Origin of the sequence: Amycolatopsis sp. VS8301801F10 (genome assembly GCF_046195355.1) — a bacterium.
Lineage (GTDB): Bacteria > Actinomycetota > Actinomycetes > Mycobacteriales > Pseudonocardiaceae > Amycolatopsis.
Window position 1 is genome coordinate 8,419,620 of record NZ_CP176065.1, and the last position, 18,265, is coordinate 8,437,884.

19 protein-coding genes are annotated in these 18,265 nt (G+C 70.0%); 10 read left to right on the forward strand and 9 right to left on the reverse strand.

The window, feature by feature from the left end; all coding sequences use genetic code 11:
• The first annotated feature begins 24 nt into the window (after nucleotides 1–24).
• On the forward strand, nucleotides 25–927 hold the full coding sequence (locus F9C11_RS38560; RefSeq protein ID WP_409182269.1) for a DMT family transporter: 903 nt from the start codon (nucleotides 25–27) through the stop codon (nucleotides 925–927).
• Nucleotides 928–938: 11 nt separating this feature from the next.
• Here F9C11_RS38560 and F9C11_RS38565 read toward each other — a convergent pair whose 3' ends face one another.
• A complete protein-coding gene (locus F9C11_RS38565; RefSeq protein ID WP_037809532.1) occupies nucleotides 939–1,361 on the reverse strand; it encodes a cytochrome c oxidase subunit 4 in 423 nt (140 codons plus the stop codon).
• 32 nt (nucleotides 1,362–1,393) lie between these two features.
• Nucleotides 1,394–2,341, reverse strand: coding sequence for a cytochrome c oxidase subunit II (locus F9C11_RS38570; RefSeq protein ID WP_409182270.1), 948 nt, complete (start codon nucleotides 2,339–2,341; stop codon nucleotides 1,394–1,396).
• Nucleotides 2,342–2,553: 212 nt separating this feature from the next.
• Between F9C11_RS38570 and asnB the strand changes: the two genes are divergently transcribed.
• Complete coding sequence (asnB, locus tag F9C11_RS38575; protein WP_409182271.1) at nucleotides 2,554–4,488, forward strand: asparagine synthase (glutamine-hydrolyzing); 1,935 nt, start codon at nucleotides 2,554–2,556, stop codon at nucleotides 4,486–4,488.
• A gap of 267 nt (nucleotides 4,489–4,755) precedes the next feature.
• On the opposite strand, the gene F9C11_RS38580 is transcribed toward asnB, so the two are convergent.
• Entirely contained in the window at nucleotides 4,756–5,745 is a 990-nt protein-coding gene (locus tag F9C11_RS38580) for a carbohydrate kinase family protein (protein WP_409182272.1), read from the reverse strand.
• 155 nt (nucleotides 5,746–5,900) lie between these two features.
• Between F9C11_RS38580 and F9C11_RS38585 the strand changes: the two genes are divergently transcribed.
• Entirely contained in the window at nucleotides 5,901–6,080 is a 180-nt protein-coding gene (locus F9C11_RS38585) for a hypothetical protein (RefSeq protein ID WP_409182273.1), read from the forward strand.
• Between the two features lie 64 nt (nucleotides 6,081–6,144).
• Here F9C11_RS38585 and F9C11_RS38590 read toward each other — a convergent pair whose 3' ends face one another.
• Complete coding sequence (locus F9C11_RS38590) at nucleotides 6,145–6,522, reverse strand: iron-sulfur cluster assembly accessory protein (protein ID WP_009074796.1); 378 nt, start codon at nucleotides 6,520–6,522, stop codon at nucleotides 6,145–6,147.
• A 144-nt stretch (nucleotides 6,523–6,666) separates the two neighbouring features.
• Between F9C11_RS38590 and F9C11_RS38595 the strand changes: the two genes are divergently transcribed.
• Nucleotides 6,667–7,332 carry a DUF3043 domain-containing protein gene (locus F9C11_RS38595; protein WP_409182274.1) on the forward strand — a complete coding sequence of 222 codons (666 nt, stop codon included), beginning with the start codon at nucleotides 6,667–6,669 and terminating at the stop codon, nucleotides 7,330–7,332.
• A gap of 54 nt (nucleotides 7,333–7,386) precedes the next feature.
• Nucleotides 7,387–8,376, forward strand: coding sequence for an aldo/keto reductase family protein (locus F9C11_RS38600; RefSeq protein WP_409182275.1), 990 nt, complete (start codon nucleotides 7,387–7,389; stop codon nucleotides 8,374–8,376).
• Here the strand turns inward: F9C11_RS38600 and F9C11_RS38605 are convergent, their stop codons facing one another.
• Nucleotides 8,377–9,069: a 2-C-methyl-D-erythritol 4-phosphate cytidylyltransferase gene (locus F9C11_RS38605; protein ID WP_409182276.1), complete on the reverse strand. Its 693-nt coding sequence runs from the start codon at nucleotides 9,067–9,069 to the stop codon at nucleotides 8,377–8,379. It lies immediately after the preceding gene.
• Between the two features lie 79 nt (nucleotides 9,070–9,148).
• Here F9C11_RS38605 and cobT point away from each other — a divergent pair, with 79 nt between their 5' ends.
• Nucleotides 9,149–10,219: a nicotinate-nucleotide--dimethylbenzimidazole phosphoribosyltransferase gene (gene cobT / locus F9C11_RS38610; protein ID WP_409182277.1), complete on the forward strand. Its 1,071-nt coding sequence runs from the start codon at nucleotides 9,149–9,151 to the stop codon at nucleotides 10,217–10,219.
• A gap of 66 nt (nucleotides 10,220–10,285) precedes the next feature.
• Here cobT and F9C11_RS38615 read toward each other — a convergent pair whose 3' ends face one another.
• Nucleotides 10,286–11,389, reverse strand: a complete 1,104-nt coding sequence (locus F9C11_RS38615; RefSeq protein WP_409182278.1) for a branched-chain amino acid aminotransferase — start codon at nucleotides 11,387–11,389, stop codon at nucleotides 10,286–10,288.
• Nucleotides 11,390–11,485: 96 nt separating this feature from the next.
• On the opposite strand from F9C11_RS38615, the gene F9C11_RS38620 reads away from it, so the two are divergent.
• A complete protein-coding gene (locus F9C11_RS38620) occupies nucleotides 11,486–11,788 on the forward strand; it encodes a hypothetical protein (RefSeq protein WP_409182279.1) in 303 nt (100 codons plus the stop codon).
• 1 nt (nucleotide 11,789) lies between these two features.
• On the opposite strand, the gene F9C11_RS38625 is transcribed toward F9C11_RS38620, so the two are convergent.
• Nucleotides 11,790–12,416, reverse strand: a complete 627-nt coding sequence (locus F9C11_RS38625) for a DUF402 domain-containing protein (RefSeq protein WP_409182280.1) — start codon at nucleotides 12,414–12,416, stop codon at nucleotides 11,790–11,792.
• The gene (locus F9C11_RS38630; RefSeq protein ID WP_409182281.1) at nucleotides 12,409–13,266 is read right to left on the reverse strand and encodes a sulfatase; all 858 of its coding nucleotides are present in this window, start codon (nucleotides 13,264–13,266) and stop codon (nucleotides 12,409–12,411) included. Before F9C11_RS38630 ends, F9C11_RS38625 begins: the two co-directional genes overlap by 8 nt.
• A gap of 102 nt (nucleotides 13,267–13,368) precedes the next feature.
• On the opposite strand from F9C11_RS38630, the gene F9C11_RS38635 reads away from it, so the two are divergent.
• Nucleotides 13,369–14,871, forward strand: a complete 1,503-nt coding sequence (locus tag F9C11_RS38635; RefSeq protein ID WP_409182282.1) for a leucyl aminopeptidase — start codon at nucleotides 13,369–13,371, stop codon at nucleotides 14,869–14,871.
• 72 nt (nucleotides 14,872–14,943) lie between these two features.
• Nucleotides 14,944–15,927 carry an SMI1/KNR4 family protein gene (locus F9C11_RS38640; RefSeq protein WP_409182283.1) on the forward strand — a complete coding sequence of 328 codons (984 nt, stop codon included), beginning with the start codon at nucleotides 14,944–14,946 and terminating at the stop codon, nucleotides 15,925–15,927.
• Nucleotides 15,928–16,328: 401 nt separating this feature from the next.
• Here the strand turns inward: F9C11_RS38640 and F9C11_RS38645 are convergent, their stop codons facing one another.
• Nucleotides 16,329–16,676: an oxidoreductase gene (locus F9C11_RS38645; RefSeq protein ID WP_409182284.1), complete on the reverse strand. Its 348-nt coding sequence runs from the start codon at nucleotides 16,674–16,676 to the stop codon at nucleotides 16,329–16,331.
• Between the two features lie 193 nt (nucleotides 16,677–16,869).
• Between F9C11_RS38645 and lpdA the strand changes: the two genes are divergently transcribed.
• Entirely contained in the window at nucleotides 16,870–18,243 is a 1,374-nt protein-coding gene (lpdA, locus tag F9C11_RS38650; RefSeq protein WP_409182285.1) for a dihydrolipoyl dehydrogenase, read from the forward strand.
• The last annotated feature ends 22 nt before the right edge of the window (nucleotides 18,244–18,265 follow it).

Sequence of the window (18,265 nt, forward strand, 5' to 3'; positions counted from 1 at the left end):
GCCGCGAAGGCGAGTCTGGGGCGCATGAAGAACCCCGAATCGCGCCCGGTCCTGCAGTGGTCCGCGGCGATGGCGTTGTCCGGGACGATCGGCGCGGTCGTGCTCGAAAGCGGCGCGGCCGCCCCGGCGGTCGCGTTCGCGCGCTGCTTCGTCGGCGGTGTCCTGCTGGTCCTGTGGTCCCTTGCCCGAGGCTGGTTCCGCGACTGGCGGCCGGCCCGGCGCGACCTGCTGCTCGCCGTCGCGGGCGGCCTGTTGCTGGTCGGCAACTGGGTGCTGCTGTTCGCGTCCTACTCGCTGTCGTCCATCGGCGTCAGCACTGTCGTCTACCACACGCAGCCGCTGCTCCTGGTCGGAATGGCGGCGATATTCCTCGGCGAGAAGGTCGGCCGTTCCCATCTCACGCGAGCAGGCGTCGCCTTCGCCGGAGTGGTGGTGATTTCCCTTTCCGCACAAGGAGATGACGGGCAACCAGTGCGGTTCGCCGGGATCGCGCTCGCGCTCGGCGCGGCCCTGCTTTACGCCGGTGCGTCCTTCATCGCGAAGCAGCTCAAGCACATCCGGCCGCATCTGCTCGCGGCGGTGCAGCTGACGGTCGGCGCGATCGTGCTCGCGCCCGCGCTGCTGTTCACGCCGCTGCCGAGTTCGGCGCCGGGGCTGCTGTGGCTCGTGCTCCTCGGCACCGCGCACACGGCGGTGATGTACGTGCTGATGTACGCCAGCATCGGCAAACTGCCGACCACGACGGTGGCGCTACTGTCCTACCTGTACCCGGTGGTCGCGGTCGTGGTGGACCTGCTGGCGTTCGGGCACCGGCTCACCTGGGCCGAGGGCCTGGGGATGCTGGCCGTGCTCGCCGCCGCGCTGGCCCCGCAGCGCGCGGAAACGCGAAACGCCCGGCCGGGGATTCCCAGCCGGGCGTCGCGGTGAAGCGGAAGAACTCAGTCGTGCTCGGGACCGGTGTGGTACTCGAACACCAGCCCGCCGACGGCGATGAGCAGCGCCACGATCGCCATCACGAGCAGCCAGATGTGGAAGAACGCGAGGGCGAGGCCGGCCAGCCCGGCCGCCGCGGCCAGCGCGACCGGCCAGTAGCTGCCCGGGCTGAAGAAGCCCAGCTCGCCGGCGCCGTCGCTGATCTCGGCGTCCTCGCGGTCCTCCGGGCGCTCCTCGATCCGGCGCGACACGAACTGCATGTAGCTGCCGGCGAGGAACGCCAGCCCGCCGGTCAGGAACAGCGCGACGATGCCGACCGGCTCCGCCTTCTGGTCGGTGGTGAAGAGCGCGGTCATGACCCAGTAGACGGCGGTCATGAGGACGGCAAACCCCGCCACCATGTAGAAAATCCGGGCTTCGACCTTCATGGGATTGGTCCCCTGCTCCTTCTGGTTCGCCGTCAGTTGGACGCGGTGCGCGCGGTGCGGTCGGTGTTGAACGGCTTCGTGGTCACCGCGTACGGGCTGCACAGCTCGCCGCAGTTCATCGAAGCCAGCGCCTCAGACGCGGTGTTCGGCTTGCCGGTCTTCGGGTTCGTCTCCGTGCGCAGCTTGAGGTACTGGTCGTACTTGTCCGGGGACAGCGCCCGCACCTCGAAGTTCATCACCGAATGGTACGTCCCGCACAGCTCGGCGCAGCGGCCGACGAACGAGCCCTCGCGGTCGATCGAGTTCTGGAACGAGCTGTCCTGGTTGTTCTTCTCCGGGTCCGGCATGACGTCGCGCTTGAAGTTGAACTCGGGGACCCAGAACGAGTGGATGACGTCCGTCGAGCGGAGCCGGTACTCGATGGTCTTGTTCGTCGGCAGCACGAGCAGCGGGATCTCGCCGGAGGAGCCGACGGTGCTCACCTGGGTGCCGTCGGGGCGCTTGGCGTTGTCGCCCTCGTACTTGAACTCCCAGTTCCACTGGAAGGCCACCACGTCGACGACGACGTCCGGGTTCGGCTTCTTGTCGAGGACCTTGCTCTCGGTCGTCGCGGTGAAGAAGAACAGCACGCAGACCATGATCGTCGGCAGGACGACCGTGAAGATCTCCAGCGGGATGTTGTACTGGAACTGCCGGGGCAGGTCGTCCGGGCCTTCGGCGGCCGCGCCCTTCTTCTTGCGGTGGAAGATCGCGGTCCAGAAGATCAGGGCCCACACGATCGCGCCGACGACGAGCGCGGCGATGACCGTCCACGTCCAGAGGGTGCGCATCTGGTCGGCCTGCGGCGTGACGCCCTTGGGCCATCCGAAACGGAGGATCTCGTCTCCCGAGCAGCCCGTCGCGGTCAGCGCCACCAGCACGGCCAGCGCGGCGACCCGCCCGACCCGCTTACCCACCGGGGTGCGCTCTGGTTTTCCCACTGCGCCCTGCCCTTTCACCCAACAGGCCCTCTCACACCGAGCCTTCTTCGACCGATCTTCGTGACAGGCGGAGCCTAGCCGAGTTCGCCGCTCGCGCTGACCAAGGGGTAACCAGTTGCGCCACGCGTCACCCGCTTTCCGGGCGGCGGGTCCGGCACCGGCATACTGGGCCCTTCCCCGGACCGGCCCGACCCTGAGGTGTGTGAGTACACGTGTGCGGCCTGCTTGGACTGATCTGCGCGACCGAAAACGACGCCGCGGACGCCCGCGGCAGCGTCGGCGCGGCGATGCGCTGCCAGCGCCACCGCGGCCCTGACGAGCAGGACACCTGGGCCGACGCCGAGGTCGTGTACGGCTTCAACCGGCTCGCCTTCATCGACGTCGACCACGCGCACCAGCCGCTCGTGTGGGGCCCGGCCGAGGCTCCCGGCCGGTACACGCTGAACTTCAACGGCGAGATCTACAACTACCGCGAGCTGCGCGACGAGCTTGCCGAAAAATTCGGTGCGAAATTCGCCACTGAGGGCGACGGCGAGGCGATCGTCGCGGCTTATCACTACCTCGGGGACAAAGCGGTCGAAAAGCTGCGCGGCATGTTCGCGTTCCTGATCTGGGATTCGGCGGAAAAGGTCGTTTTCGGCGCGCGCGACCCGTTCGGGATCAAACCGCTCTACTACAGCACCGGCCCGAAGGGCACCGCGTTCTCCAGCGAGAAGAAGAGCCTGCTGGAGCTGTCGGACACGCTCGGCGTCGCGCAGGAGCTGGACCGCACGGCCCTGCAGCACTACCTGGTCCTGCAGTACGTGCCGGAGCCGGAGTCGCTGCACACCGCGATCCGCCGCGTCGAGTCCGGCACCTCGTTCCGGCTCTCGCCAGGCGGGAAGCCGGAGTTCACCCGCTACTTCCACCCGAAGTTCGCGGCGAAGCCGGTGAACGGCCCCGCCGAGGCCGAGGCGCTGTACGAGCGCATCGCCGACGTGATGCGCGACTCGGTCGGCAAGCACATGATCTCGGACCCGGACGTGACGGTCGGCGCGTTCCTCTCCGGCGGCATCGACTCCACCGCGACCGCGACGCTCGCCAAGGAGCACAACCCGAACCTCATCGCGTTCACCACCGGATTCGAGCGCGAGGGCTACTCCGAGGTGGACGTCGCCGCCGAGTCGGCCGCGGCGATCGGCGTGAAGCACGTGGTCCGCACGGTGTCGGCGGACGAGATGATGGAGGCGCTGCCGCTCATCGTCTGGTACCTGGACGACCCGGTGGCCGACCCGGCGCTGGTCCCGCTGTGGTTCATCGCGCGCGAGGCCCGCAAGCACGTGAAGGCGGTGCTGTCCGGCGAAGGCGCGGACGAACTCTTCGGCGGCTACACGATCTACGGCGAGCCGATCTCGCTGGCCCCGTTCGAGAAAATCCCCGGCGGCGTGCGCAAGCTGCTGGGCAAGGTGTCCACGAAAATCCCGGAAGGCACCCGAGGCAAGGACCTGCTGCGCCGCGGCGCGCTCCCGCTGGAAGACCGTTATTACGGCAACGCCCGCAACTTCCGCGACGAGCAGCTGCGCGCGGTCCTGCGGACGTACCAGGAAGGCGTCGGCTTCAAGGACGTGACGGCCCCCTGGTACGACGTGTCCCGCGGCTGGGACCCGGTGGCCCGCATGCAGCACGTGGACCTGTACACCTGGCTGCGCGGCGACATCCTGGTCAAGGCGGACAAAGTGACCATGGCGAACTCGCTGGAACTGCGGGTGCCGTTCCTGGACGCCGAGGTGTTCAAGGTCGCCGCCTCGATCCCGCTGGACCAGAAACTCGCCCACGGCACCACGAAGTACGCGCTGCGCCAGGCCCTGGCGAAAATCATCCCCGGCCACGTGCTGAACCGGAAGAAACTGGGCTTCCCGGTCCCGATCCGCCTGTGGCTGCGCAACGAGATGTACGACTGGGCCCGAGGCATCATCAGCGACTCGAAGACCGACGAGCTGCTGGACAAAAACGCGGTGCTGCGCCTGCTGGACGAACACAAGGAAGGCCAGCTGGACCGCAGCCGCCAACTCTGGGCACTGCTGGTCTTCATGCTGTGGCACGGCATCTTCGTGGAACACCGCATCAAGCCGGAAATCCCAGAACCGACCTACCCAGTCAAGCTCTAACAAGACAGGAGGAAACCCTAGGGAATCAGTTTCCCTTGGGTTCCCACACACCAAAAAAGCCGCACCAGCGCACCTACGAGCGAGGCACCCAGCCCCTCCCCCGCACCCCGATACGAAGCCTCCCTGCGGTCGGTGGGTGCTTGTCAAGGCATCTTTCCCGCCTTGACAAGCACCCACCGACCGTCAGCACAATCGGGCTTCGGGGTGCCCCACGCAACCAACGAGGCGCAATGTCGCCGCCAGGCGACGAGCCGCCCGCCTCAAACCTCACCCAGGCAAAACCGAAGCAATCTCCTCAGCAGCCTCCGGCCCAAACGCCTCCCCCAACCGCCCCAGCGCCTCCTCGCGCTCCAAAGTCCACTCCTGCGTCCCCACAGTCTCCAAAACCAGCACCGCGATCAAACACCCCAACTGCGCGGCCCGCTCCAAGCTCAGCCCGCCGTCGATCGCGGCGAGGAACCCGGCCCGGAACCCGTCCCCCACCCCGGTGGGATCAGCCTTCCCGCGCTCCTGCACCGCCCCGATCTGCAGCGCGGTCCCGTCCCGCCCGACGATCTCCACGCCCTTCTCCCCGAGCGTGGTGATCCGCAGCCCGACCCGCTCCAGCACATCGGCCTCGGACCAGCCGGTCTTCTGCAGCAGCAACTCCCACTCGTAGTCGTTGCTGAACAGGTACTTGGCCCCCTCGACGAACGACCGCACCTGCGCCCCGTCCATCCGCGCCAGCTGCTGCGACGGGTCGACCGCGAACGTGTACCCCCGCTGCCGGCACTCCTGCGCGTGCCGGACCATCCCCTCCGGGTCGTCCGGGCTGATCAGCACCAGCCCGAGCCCGCCGACGCGGTCGGAGATCGGCCCCAGCTCGATGTTGCGGGATTCGGCCATCGCGCCCGCGTAGAACGTCGCGATCTGGCACATGTCCTCGTCGGTGGTGCACACGAAGCGCGCGGTGTGCGCGACCTCGGACACCAGCACGCCCGAGGTGTCGACGCCGTGCCGCTGCAGCCACGACTGGTAGTCCGCCCAGTCCTGGCCCACGGCCCCGACCAGCACCGGCCGCACGCCGAGCACGCCGAGGCCGAACGCGATGTTCGCGCCGATGCCGCCGCGGCGCACGACGAGGTCGTCGGCGAGGAAGCTCAACGACACCCGGTGCAGCTGCTCGGCGACGAGCTGCTCGGCGAACCTCCCCGGGAAGTGCATCAGATGGTCCGTCGCGATGCTGCCGGACACGGCGATCCTGGGCTTGTCTGCCACCGGTTCTCCTCACGGGGTGGATGAACTGTCGTTTTCGCGCCCTGACGCAAGTTACCCGCTGGTCATGACCCTTCCGGGTAGTTTTCGCGCCACCTTCCGACACTACCGGCCGGTACTCGTTTTCCGTTCAAGTCCGGCTGAATAGCGTGAGGTTCGTGAACCTCGCGACCGAACCGGAAACCATCGGCGACCTGATCGCCGACTGCGCCCATCTCCCGTCCACGCTGCGGCCCGAGCAGCCCTCCGAGCAGGACCAGCTCCCGCGGGCCGCTCGGCCGTGGGCGGTCGACGACGCCTGCCACGCGCAGGTCGCCGATCTCGACGCGTACGTCTGAGCCCCCGAACACCGAAACGGGCCCTCGCGCACTCGCGCGAGGGCCCGTTTTCGTGGCTCTGGGCTCAGTGGAAGCTGTCGCCGCAGGCGCAGGAACCCGTGGCGTTCGGGTTGTCGATCGTGAAGCCCTGCTTCTCGATGGTGTCGACGAAGTCGATCACGGCCTCGGACACGTACGGCGCGCTCATCCGGTCGACCGCGACGCGCAGGCCGTCGAAGTCGCGGAACAGGTCGCCGTCGAGCGTGCGCTCGTCGAAGAACAGCTGGTAGCGCAGGCCAGCGCAGCCGCCGGGCTGGACGGCGATGCGCAGGTGCATGTCGTCGCGGCCCTCCTGTTCGAGCAGCGCCTTCGCCTTGGCGGCCGCGGCGTCGGTCAACGTCACGCCGTGGGTCTCCTCGGCGGTCTCGGCCGCAGCCGCACCGGTCTGCTCAGCGGTCGTCATGGCACTCCCTCTTTGGTCGAACTCGCTGCGGGTACATCTCGTGTCCTAGGCACAACACGGGACTCGCCCGATCTGTTCCCCTCCATCGTCGCATATGGAACGACCTGGTGAACAAAGCCGTGACGCCTGCAATACCCTGGTGAGGTGAGGTTCCTGCGCCGAAGCACCACTGACCCCGCCGCCGACGAGTCCGCGGCCGAGGCCGCCACTGTCGAATCCCCGGTCGCCAGCAAGGCGTACACGCCGGGGAAGGGCAAGGCGACGCCGAAGCGGCGCGAGGCCGAGGGACGCAAGCGCGGCCCGGTCGCGCCGCCGCCCACCTCGATGCGCGAGGCGATGAAGCGCAACAAGGAACTGCGCAAGGCCAACCCGGTCAGCAAGGAAGAGCGCCGGGAGGCCGCCCGGCAGCGCCGCGAGCGGATGATGTCGGGCGACGACAAGTACCTGCCGCCGCGCGACAAGGGCCCGGTCAAGGCGTACGTGCGCGACCTGGTCGACTCCCGGCGCAACCTCCTCGGGCTGTTCATGCCGCTGGCGATCCTGGTGTTCCTCACCCTGCTGGTGCCCGCGGCGGCGGTGGCGGTGCAGCAGTACGTCACGCTGGTCTGCATGGCGATGCTGCTGGTCATGGCCATCGAGGGCGTCGTGAACGGCCGCAAGATCTCGAAGCTGGCCCGCGCCCGCTTCCCGAAGGAGCCGGCCACCGCGTTCCGCGGCATCGGCTGGTACGCCTTCGTCCGGGCGAGCCAGATCCGCAAGCTGCGGGTCCCGAAGCCGCGGCTGAAGCCGGGCGACCCGATCCCGAACTGAGCCGTGCGGCACACAGGTCGTTAGCCTCGCGAACGAAACGTTTACGCTGTCGGCATGGAGTTTCGACGTCTCGGCCGCAGCGGCCTCAACATCAGTGAGATCTCCTACGGCAACTGGCTGACCCACGGGTCCCAGGTCGAGGAGGACCAGGCGCAGGCCTGCATCAAGGCGGCGCTCGACGCGGGGATCACGACCTTCGACACGGCTGACGTCTACGCCAACACCGCGGCGGAGTCGGTGCTCGGGCGCGGGCTCAAGGGCCAGCGCCGGGAGAGCCTGGAGATCTTCACCAAGGTCTTCTGGCCGACCGGTCCGAAGGGCCCGAACGACAAGGGCCTCTCGCGCAAGCACATCATCGAGTCGGCCAACGCGTCGCTCAAGCGGCTCGGCACCGACTACGTCGACCTCTACCAGGCGCACCGGTTCGACCGGACGGTGCCGCTGGAGGAGACGATGCAGGCGTTCGCCGACCTGGTCCGCCAGGGCAAGGCGCTCTACATCGGCGTCTCGGAGTGGAACGCCGAGCAGATCTCCCGCGGCGCGGCGCTCGCCCGCGAGCTGAAGATCCCGTTCGTGTCGAACCAGCCGCAGTACTCGATGCTGTGGCGCGTCATCGAGTCCCAGGTCGTGCCCGCTTCCGAGCGCGAGGGCCTGAGCCAGATCGTCTGGTCGCCGGTGGCACAGGGCGTGCTGACCGGCAAGTACAAGGTGGGCCAGCCGCTGCCCGCCGGTTCGCGCGCGACCGACGAGAACGGCGGCGCGAACATGGTGAAGCGGTTCCTCGACGAGAAGACCCTGACCGCGGTCGCGAAGCTGGAGCCGCTGGCTGCCGACGCCGGGCTGTCGATGGCTCAGCTGGCCATCGCGTGGGTGCTGCAGAACCCGAACGTGGCGTCGGCGATCATCGGGGCCTCGCGGCCGGAGCAGGTGCAGGACAACGTCAAGGCGGCCGGCGTCAAGCTGGAGCCGGAGCTGCTCAAGGCGATCGACGAGGCGCTGGGCGACGTCGTGGTCACCGACCCGGCGTTGACCGTTTCCCCCTGATCACCGCCGCAAGAACCGCTCCGCCACCGCGAGGTCGTGCGGATAGGTGATCTTCACGTTCTCCGCGCTGCCGGGCACCCAGCGCACCGGCAGCGCGGAGAACCGCTCCATGCACGAAGCCGTGTCGGTGCCGAGAAATCCTTCCGCGGCAGCCTGTTCGTACGCCGCGAGCAGCGGTTCCGCCCGGAAGCCCTGCGGGGTCTGCACCCGGATCGCGCCCGGCAGCGGTCCCGCCACCCGGTCCGGTCCGGCCATCGAAACCACGTCGTCCGCGGCCAGGCCCGGCACCGCTCCCCCGTCTTCCCGGGTCCGTTCCAGGACCGCGGAGATCAGCTCCGGCTTCACCAGCGGGCGGGCCCCGTCGTGCAGCAGCACGGAATCCACTGTCCCGTCGGCGATTCGCGGCGCGAGGCGGCGCAGCGCGTTCAGTTCGGAAGCCTGCCGCGTGGGGCCGCCGGGCACGATCTCCACCGGGACGCTCATCCCGGCCAGCACCTCTTCGGCCAGCGGCGCGTCCTCGGGCCGGATCACCAGCACCAGCACGCCGATCCCGGGCACGGCGGCGAACGCGTCCAGCGACCACGCCACCACGCGCCTGCCCGCGACCGGCAGGTACACCTTGTTGAGCGCGGCCCCGACCCGGGTCCCCGCACCACTGGCCAGCACGACCCCGGCCGCCGTCGATTCCCGCACGCCGACCGACCCTAAGGGCCCGGTCCGGGCGGCGGTAGGTTGGGCGCCGGGACGCCCAGCGGCGAAAGGAAACCTGGCTGTGGACACCGGCGAAACGGGCATCGAGTTCGGCGAGATCGAACCGCCGAGCGACCAGGCCCGGTCGGGCGCGATCGCGCTGCACGACAAGCTCGTCAAACCCGCGGGCTCGCTCGGCAGGCTGGAAGAGCTGGGCGTCTGGATCGCCTCGTGCCAGGGTCAGGCCCCGCCGCGGCCGTTCACCCGGCCGCGGGTCGTCGTGTTCGCCGGGGATCACGGCATCGCTAAGAAGGGCGTCTCGGCGTATCCGCAGGAAGTCACGTCGCAGCTCGTCGGAACCATGCTGACCGGCGGCGCGGCGATCAACGTGCTCGCCGCGGCGGCGGGCGCGGGCGTGCGCGTGGTCGACATGGCCGTGGACACCGAGGAATCGGCGATGCGGTCGATCGGCGAGTTCAAGGTGCGCCGCGGTTCGGGTTCGATCGACGTCGAGGACGCGCTCACCGACGCCGAGGTGCGCGCCGCGGTCGACGCCGGCCGGAAGATCGCCGACGCCGAGGTGGACGGCGGCGCGGACCTGCTGATCGCGGGCGACCTGGGAATCGGCAACAGCACCCCGGCATCGGTGCTGGTCGCGGCACTGACCGGAAGCGAACCGGTCGCCGTGGTGGGCCGCGGCTCGGGCATCGACGACAACACTTGGATGCGCAAGGCCGCCGCGGTCCGCGACGCACTGCGCCGGGCCCGCGCGGTGCTGGCCGACCCGCTGGCCCTGCTGCGGACGTCCTCGGGGGCCGACATCGCCGCGATGACGGGCTTCCTCGCGCAGGCGGCGGTCCGCCGAACGCCGGTGGTCCTGGACGGGCTGGTGGTCTGCTCCGCCGCGCTCGTCGCCGAGGAACTCGCACCGGGCGCGCGGCGCTGGTGGATGTCCGGACAGCTCACCGGCGAACCCGCGCACGCGCTCGCGCTGGAACACCTGGACCTCGGAGCCCTGCTCGACCTCGACGTCCGCCTCGGCGAAGGCACCGGAGCGGTCACCGCGCTCCCGCTGCTGATGATGGCCGCGCGGGTGCTCGCCGAGATGACCACCCACGAGCAATCCGGGGTTTCCGGGCCGCTCTCGTCCTGAAAGCCGTGAGGGGAGCCCGGAGGGAAGCAGATTCCCTCCGGGCTCCCCTCACGGAGAGCTGAAACGTCAGCTGAGCGGAACCATCCACCCCGCAGGAGCCGGGCGGGTGCCTTCCTGGATCCCGACCAGCTGCTCCCGCAGCGCCATGGTGACCGGGCCCGGGCGGCCGCCCGAGATCGAGAACTCGCCGCCTCCGTGCTTCACGTGGCCGACCGGCGTGATGACCGCCGCGGTGCCGCACGCGAAGACCTCGGTCAGCTCGCCCGAGGCGGCCGCCTTCTCCCATTCGTCGGTGGAGATCCGGCGTTCCTCGACCTTGTGCCCGGCGTCCTTCGCCAGCTGCAGCAACGACTTCCGGGTGACGCCCGGCAGCAGCGAACCGGTCAGCTCCGGCGTCACCACGCGGACGTCGTCGCCCGAGCCGAAGACGAAGAACAGGTTCATCCCGCCCATCTCCTCGACCCAGCGGCGTTCGACCGCGTCCAGCCACACCACCTGGTCGCAGCCCTTCTCGACGGCCTGCGCCTGCGCCACGAAGGACGCCGCGTAGTTGCCCGCGCACTTCGCCGCGCCGGTGCCGCCGGGGGCCGCGCGCACGTACTCGGTCGACAGCCACACGCTGACCGGCTTCACGCCGCCGCTGAAGTACGAGCCGGCCGGCGAGGCGATCACCGCGAAGACGTACTCGTCGGCCGGGCTGTTCACGCCGAGGCCGGCCGAGGTGGAGATCATGAACGGGCGCAGGTACAGGGAATCGCCCTCGCGGGTCGGCACCCAGCGCTCGTCCACCGCGATCAGCTCGCGCAGCGCGTCGATGAAGGTCTCCACCGGCAGCTTCGGCATCGCCAGCCGATCGGCGGAGTCGCGGAACCGCTCCGCGTTGGCGTCCGGCCGGAACGCGGCGATCGAGCCGTCCGGCTGCCGGTAGGCCTTGAGGCCCTCGAAGATGGCCTGCCCGTAGTGCAGCACGGACGTGGCCGGGTCGAGGGTGAACGGTTCGTACGGCCCGACCTTGGCGTCGTGCCAGCCCTTTTCGGTGCTGTACCGCACGGTCACCATGTGGTCGGTGAAGTACGTGCCGAACCCCGGCTTGGCAAGTACCTCGGCGACGCGTTCAGGACTCGCGGGGCTCGGGTTCGGAACGTGGGTGAACTGCGTCGCTGTGGTCATGCATAGACGATAGCGCTTGGTCGGAAGCACGTTAGTCGGAAGTCCTGTGGTTTTACTCGCTGCACCGGCCCCCGCTCGCAGCGTCACCCCACTACGATGGCGGCCGTGAGCACTCAACCAGCACGCCAAGCCGGGCCCGGAGCCGGGCCGGACGTCAAGACCTTCGGCACCGCCGCCCTGCTGACCTTCGGCGCGGGGCTGCTCGGAATGGTCGGCTGGGGCCTGCTGTCGAGCGGGTTCGGCTTCTTCCTCGGCCTGGTCGTCGCCGGGTTCGGCATCTACTGGTGGAAGAACCTGCACGGCAAGGTGATCGCGAAGGACGTGCCGACCAAATCGGTCGTGATCCTGCTCGTCGTCAACATCGTGCTGTTCATCGGGCTCGTCCTGCTGGCCCAGTAGGTCAGCACAACCCGGCGGGCAGCTCCGGAGCGGGCCAGTCCGGGTCCGGCCGGAAGTCCGTGTGCGTGCCGTCGAACGGGAACGCGCCCCGCTCGGCCAGCGCGCCCAGCCGTTCGCCCTCGGCGCGCAGCTTCCCGAGTTCGGCCGCGGTCAGCCGCCCCGCCTCGACGGCCGCCTCCGCTTCGTCCTCGTCCTTCCACTTCCAGCCCGCGCCCGGCGTCACGACCAGGTCGAGGATCCCGTCGATCCGGTCCGGGCCGGTCGCGGTGCGCCCGCGCGGCAGCTCGAGGTTCACGTACCAGTCGCGGAACCGGCCGTCCGCCTCGAAAAACCACCACACCGACGACCAGGCGCGGTCGGGAATCAGCCGCAGCGTCGACGTGCCGTGCCAGATGTCTCGCACCCGCACGCGCGGCTCGCGGAACCGGTGTTCCAGCGGCGCTTCCCGCAGCGACCGGCCGTCCGCGAGCCTGCTGCCGACGATCGGCGTGCCGAGCGGGAGCCAGCCGAGCAGCGTCTCGCCGTCGTCGGCGACCACCCGCAGCGGATGGTGCTGGCCGATGCTGCCGTCCGGGCGGACGAAACGTTCGACGACTGTCTGTCCCGGCGCCCAGCGGTGCTCAGTCATGGACGCCACGGTAGCGACGAACCCGCATCCGCAGCAGCAGTTCCGCAACTGCGCTGAGCCCGGCCGCGAGCAGCACCGTCGACAGCGGGACGAACGCCGCGGCGGCCGCTGCCAGCAGTGCGCCCGCCGCGCCGAGAGCCCCGCCGGACGGCGCAAACCGCTGTCGCGCACCGACGAAAGTCGTGAATGCCGCGGGGAGAGTCGCCAGGACTGCGATCACCGTGAGCAACGGCTGGAGCTGTCCGGCGTCCGCGGCGGAGAGCAGATCCCGCATCGCCGTCCCGGACAACCCGAGCCGGACCGGACCCAGCTGCAGCAGCGTCACCGCCGTGACCACGACCGCGACAAGACCCAGGACGAGTGCGCGTCCGGCGCCGCGCTCCCCCGGTTCCGGAACTAGGAACGGCAGCAGGAACAACGCCGCGACGACGATCCCGGCGACGTCCGGCGTCCCGATTCCGCCCGCAGGCGACACCGGATCGACCGCCAGGCACATCGCCACGAGGACCGCCGCGGCGGCCAGCAGCACGCCGAGAATCCACTTGACCAGCAGGTTCGGCAGGCGCAGCCCCGCGAAGTCCGCAGCGGCGACGAAGACGACCAGCGCCGCGGCGGCGTAGCCGGGCTGCAGCGGGAACACGTACGCGCCGAATGCCTGCGCGAGCACGACGACCTGCGCCAGCCGGGATAATCCGCCGACGATCCGGCCACCCGGATCGTCGGCGAGCGCGGGCAGCCGGGAACCGCCGATCGCGGCCAGCGCGGCGAGCACAACCCCTGCGAGCACCCAAAACCCGGCCCCGGCGGCCCCCGCCGCCAGCGTCACCAGGAGTGCTCCCGCGAGCCGCACCTCGATCCCCCTTCCCCCGTCCGGATGGCTTTGTCATTAGCATGGCTCACGATCGACCGGGCAGATCGCCCGGCGCCACCGCGACGTCGCGAGGAGCCAGAAGTGACCGTGCCGAAGCTTGCCCTCTCCGAGAACACGGATGCGGCATTGGGCAAGACCCGCGCCGACGTCGTCGTGATCGGCACCCTGCAGGGCGAGGACGGCCTCGAGCTGGCCGCCGGCGCGGAGGTGGCCGACGCGGCGTTCGACGGCAAGCTCGCCGAGGTGCTGGGCACGCTCGGCGCGACCGGCAAGGCCGAGGAGGTCGTGAAGCTGCCGACGCTGGGCAAGCTGCCCGCGGGCGTCGTGCTGGCGGTCGGCCTCGGCAAGCCGAAGGACGGGGCGATCACCCCGGAGCAGGTGCGCCGCGCGGCCGGTGCCGCGGCCCGTGCGCTGAGCGGCACCGAGCGGGCGTTCGTCACGCTCTCGGCCGTGGACCTGCACGCCGCCACCGAGGGCATCGCGCTCGGCGCGTACGTCTTCACCGAGTACCGCTCGGAGAAGGGCGACGGCCCGCTGGCGAAGGCCGACCTGGTCAGCCCGGCCGAGGGCACCGCGCGCGAGCACAAGGCCACGCTGAAGGCGGCCGGGTTCATCGCCGAGTCGGTGCTCATCGCCCGCGACCTGATCAACACCCCGCCGAACGACCTGTTCCCGGCGTCCTTCGCCGACCGCGCCAAGAAGCTCGCCGACGCGAACGGCCTCGAGTTCGAGGTGCTCGACGAGAAGGCCCTCAAGCGCAAGGGCTTCGGCGGCATCCTCGGCGTCGGCGGCGGTTCGTCGCGGCCGCCGCGCCTGCTGCGGGTCAGCTGGAAGCCGGCGAAGGCGCGCAAGAAGGTCGCGCTGGTCGGCAAGGGCATCACGTTCGACTCGGGCGGCATCTCGCTCAAGCCCGCCGCGAACATGGACCACATGACCTCCGACATGTCGGGCGCGGCCGCCGTGCTCGCGTCGGTCGTGCTGGCCGCGAAGCTGAAGTACCCGCTCGAGGTCACCGCGCACATCCCGCTGGCGGAGAACCTGCCCTCGGGCACCTCCTACCGCCCCGGCGACGTGCTGACCATGTACGGCGGCAAGACCGTCGAGGTGCTCAACACCGACGCCGAGGGCAGGCTCGTGCTGGCCGACGCGATCGTGCGCGCGGCCGAGGAGAACCCGGACTACCTGATCGAGACCGCCACGCTGACCGGCGCGCAGGTCGTCGCGCTGGGCAACCGGATCTCCGGCGTGATGGGCTCGGACGAGTTCCGCGACCGCGTCGCGGGCATCATGCAGGCCACCGGCGAGGGCGGCTGGGCGATGCCGCTGCCCGACGAACTGCGCGGCGACCTCGACTCGCGGCTCGCGGACATCGCGAACGTCACCGGCCAGCGCTGGGCGGGCATGCTCGTCGCGGGCGTGTTCCTGCGCGAGTTCGTGCCCGCGGACTTGCCGTGGGTGCACCTGGACGTCGCGGGCCCGGCCTTCAACTCCGGCGCCCCGTGGGGCTACACCGGCAAGGGCGGCACCGGCGTCCCGGTCCGCACCATCGCCGCGGTCCTGGCGGACATCGCCGGCCAGGGCTGATTCACGCACTAGACCGGAGGCCCCGCACCGCGCTCGGTGCGGGGCCTCCGGCGTTGTGGCACGCTCGCGCTCATGCAGCGCGACGACTACCTCGAAACCGCCGTCCGCGAGGTGCTCACCGCCGACGAGGCCGCCGCTGACCGCCGGATCGGGCACGCCGCACTCCTTCTCGCGACCGCGGGCGCGTTCACCGCCGCGGATCGCCTTGCCACGCAATGGCACGCGGTGACCGGACGCCCGACGTCCGTACTCGCCGACGACGCGGTGCGCGCCCGCGCCTGGGCGATGCTTTTCGAGGCTCGCGGCAACCGTCCACAATGGGCAGACGCACTAGTCCCGCTCGACCTAGACGCGGAAGAACAAGCCCACCAAGCTTTCCTCGCCCGCCGATCGTCCGATTTGGACGGTCTTTTCGACGGCTCTCCAGTCGCAGGCGTGGTCTCCGCGATCGCGCCGAAGCGGCCCGACCCAGTGCGCGACGCACTCGCCGCCGCCGACCTTGACGCGTGGGCCGCACTCGTAGAAAACCACCCCAACCCGGACGTCGCGACACTCGCCGCCACCCGCCCGCTCGCCGCCCGACTGGTCGACGGCGCGGACCCGCTCGGCCTCGGCCCGGAATGGCCGGACCACTGCGCGGGCGCACTGATCGCCGCCCTGCGCGAACGCTATCCGACCGGCCCGGCCAGCCTGCCGGAACTGATCGAGTCGATCCTCCGGCTCCGCGGCCAACGAGCCCCCGCCCCGGCATCGCCCGCCGACCTCGCCGCCGCCGAACAACGCCTCGGCTTCCACCTGCCCGACGACTACCGAGAATTCCTGTCGCTAGCGAACGGCTTACCCGCGGATGTGGTCTTCCCCCGCCTGCTGCCCGCCCGCGAACTGCGCGCGGACGGAACAGTCGTGATCGTCTCCGACCCCGCCACGATCCTGCTCACCCACACCGGCGACAGCTGGCGAACGGTCGAAGTGGACCTCACCTACGGCAGCACCGCACACGATTCGTTCCGCGCACTGCTGGAACACCACCACCGCCTGCTGGAAGCAAGCGCCTGACCCGCCCACCCGCTGCAATCCGTGCGGACAACCCTCACGCCCTCAGGGCTCCCCGCACGATTTCCCAAGCCCAAAAATCGCCGCCGATGCACAAAAACCCAGCCCCCAACCGCAACCGCCGCACCCAGCGAACGAGGCACCAGCCCTAAAACCGCACCGCCGCACCCAACGAACGAGGCACCAAGCCCTAAAACCGCCGCCGCTGCACCCAAACAGCGTGGCACCCAGCCCCTCCCCCGCACCCCGATACGAAGCCTCCCTGCGGTTCGGGGGTGCTTGTCAAGGCATCTTTCCCGCCTTGACAAGCACCCACCGCCCGTCAGCACAATCGGGCTTCGGGGTGCCCCACGCAACCACTAACCGGCAATGTCGCCCGCCAGGGCGACGAGCCGAGCACCAACTCACCCACCCGCCCGCCGCTTCCGCCGCTCGGTGTACTCCCGCATCCGCTTCGGATAACCCACCCGCGCGACCTCGTACACCGGAATCGTGTGCTTCCTCCCGAACCGCTGCGCGGCATCGAGACTCCCGATCCGGCGGCGGGTCCATTCGCCGTCGTGCGCGACGAGCACCACAGTGGTGTCAGTCACCGTGGTTTTCGGCTCGACAAAAGCCTCCACCCCGCGGCGCGCGGCGGCCCATTCCTCCAGGTAGCGGGTGTCGCCCGAGCCTCCGGAGCGTCCTGCTCCGGCGGCCGGGCCGCGTCTTCCGCGGCGGCGCAACGAGTCGAAGATCCCCACTTCGACCACCTTTCTTCCGGCGAGAGTCCGGACTTCATTATTCCCAGTCGCGTGTGTGGCCGGTGTCGCAGCGTCGCCTTGGCCCGGCTAGGTCGCAACGCCGATCGGCGTAGTGACAAGATGGCGGTTGTCGCGCGCGCGGTTATACCGGGTGCCGCGGCGACCGAAGCTCCACCCCTATCGCTGCCGAGGAGTTATTGAAGTGAGCGACACCTCCGCCGACCTCGTGATCCTGGGAGGCGGATCGGGCGGCTACGCCGCGGCTTTCCGCGCGGCCGAGCTGGGCCTTTCCGTCACGCTGATCGAGAAGGACAAGCTGGGCGGGACCTGCCTCCACCGGGGCTGCATCCCGACCAAGGCCCTGCTGCACGCCGCCGAGGTCGCCGACGAGGCCCGCGACGCCGAGACCTTCGGCGTCAAGGCCGTGTTCGAGGGCATCGACATCGCGGGGGTGAACAAGTACAAGGACGGGATCGTCTCCCGGCTGTACAAGGGCCTCCAGGGCCTGGCCAAGGCGCACAAGGTCAACCTCGTCGAGGGCACCGGCCGGTTCGTCGGCGGCACGACCGTCGAGGTCGACGGCACCCGCTACACCGGCAAGAACGTCATCCTGGCCACCGGTTCGTACTCGCGCACCCTGCCCGGCCTCGAGCTCGGCGGCCGCATCATCGCGAGCGAGCAGGCGCTGACGCTGGACTACGTGCCGAAGAAGGTCGTCGTGCTCGGCGGCGGCGTGATCGGCGTGGAGTTCGCCAGCGTGTGGGCTTCCTTCGGGGTCGACGTCACCGTGGTCGAGGCGCTCCCGCGGCTGGTCCCGAACGAGGACGAGTACGCCTCCAAGCAGCTCGAGCGCGCGTTCCGCCGGCGCAAGATCGCCTTCAAGACCGGCGTGAAGTTCACCGGCGCGAAGCAGGACGACAACGGCGTCAGCGTGTCGCTGGAGTCCGGCGAGACGCTGGAGGCCGACCTGCTGCTGGTCGCCGTCGGCCGCGGCCCGAACTCGGCCGGGCACGGCTACGAGGAGGCGGGCGTCGCTATGGAGCGCGGCTTCGTGCTCACCGACAACCGGCTCCGCACCAACCTGGGAGGCGTCTACGCGGTCGGCGACATCGTGCCGGGCCTGCAGCTCGCGCACCGCGGCTTCCAGCAGGGCGTCTTCGTGGCCGAGGAGATCGCCGGGCTCAACCCGCGCGCCATCGACGAGCGCGGCATCCCGCGCGTCACCTACTCGCACCCCGAGGTCGCCTCGGTCGGGCTCACCGAGTCCCAGGCCAAGGAGAAGTACGGTTCGGACGTCACCACGTTCACCTACGACCTCGGCGGCAACGGCAAGAGCCAGATCCTCAAGACCTCCGGCGGCGTGAAGCTGGTGAAGGCGCCGGACGGCCCCGTCGTCGGCGTGCACATGGTGGGCGACCGGGTCGGCGAGCTGATCGGCGAAGCGCAGCTGATCTACAGCTGGGAGGCGTTCCCGGAGGACGTCGCCCCGCTGATCCACGCGCACCCCACGCAGACCGAGGCACTCGGCGAAGCGTTCCTCGCCCTCGCGGGCAAGCCGCTGCACGTGCACAGCTGACGCGCAACCAGCACAATCCAGA

Excerpts from the sequence above, each read along its gene's own strand:
- F9C11_RS38615 (WP_409182278.1), bottom strand. The coding sequence starts at position 11,389 with ATGACCACAGCGACGCAGTTCACCCACGTTCCGAACCCGAGCCCCGCG.
- F9C11_RS38590 (WP_009074796.1), bottom strand. The coding sequence starts at position 6,522 with ATGACGACCGCTGAGCAGACCGGTGCGGCTGCGGCCGAGACCGCCGAG.
- F9C11_RS38625 (WP_409182280.1), bottom strand. The coding sequence starts at position 12,416 with ATGACTGAGCACCGCTGGGCGCCGGGACAGACAGTCGTCGAACGTTTC.
- F9C11_RS38640 (WP_409182283.1), top strand. The coding sequence starts at position 14,944 with ATGCAGCGCGACGACTACCTCGAAACCGCCGTCCGCGAGGTGCTCACC.
- F9C11_RS38620 (WP_409182279.1), top strand. The coding sequence starts at position 11,486 with ATGGCGGCCGTGAGCACTCAACCAGCACGCCAAGCCGGGCCCGGAGCC.
- F9C11_RS38565 (WP_037809532.1), bottom strand. The coding sequence starts at position 1,361 with ATGAAGGTCGAAGCCCGGATTTTCTACATGGTGGCGGGGTTTGCCGTC.
- F9C11_RS38560 (WP_409182269.1), top strand. The coding sequence starts at position 25 with ATGAAGAACCCCGAATCGCGCCCGGTCCTGCAGTGGTCCGCGGCGATG.
- F9C11_RS38600 (WP_409182275.1), top strand. The coding sequence starts at position 7,387 with ATGGAGTTTCGACGTCTCGGCCGCAGCGGCCTCAACATCAGTGAGATC.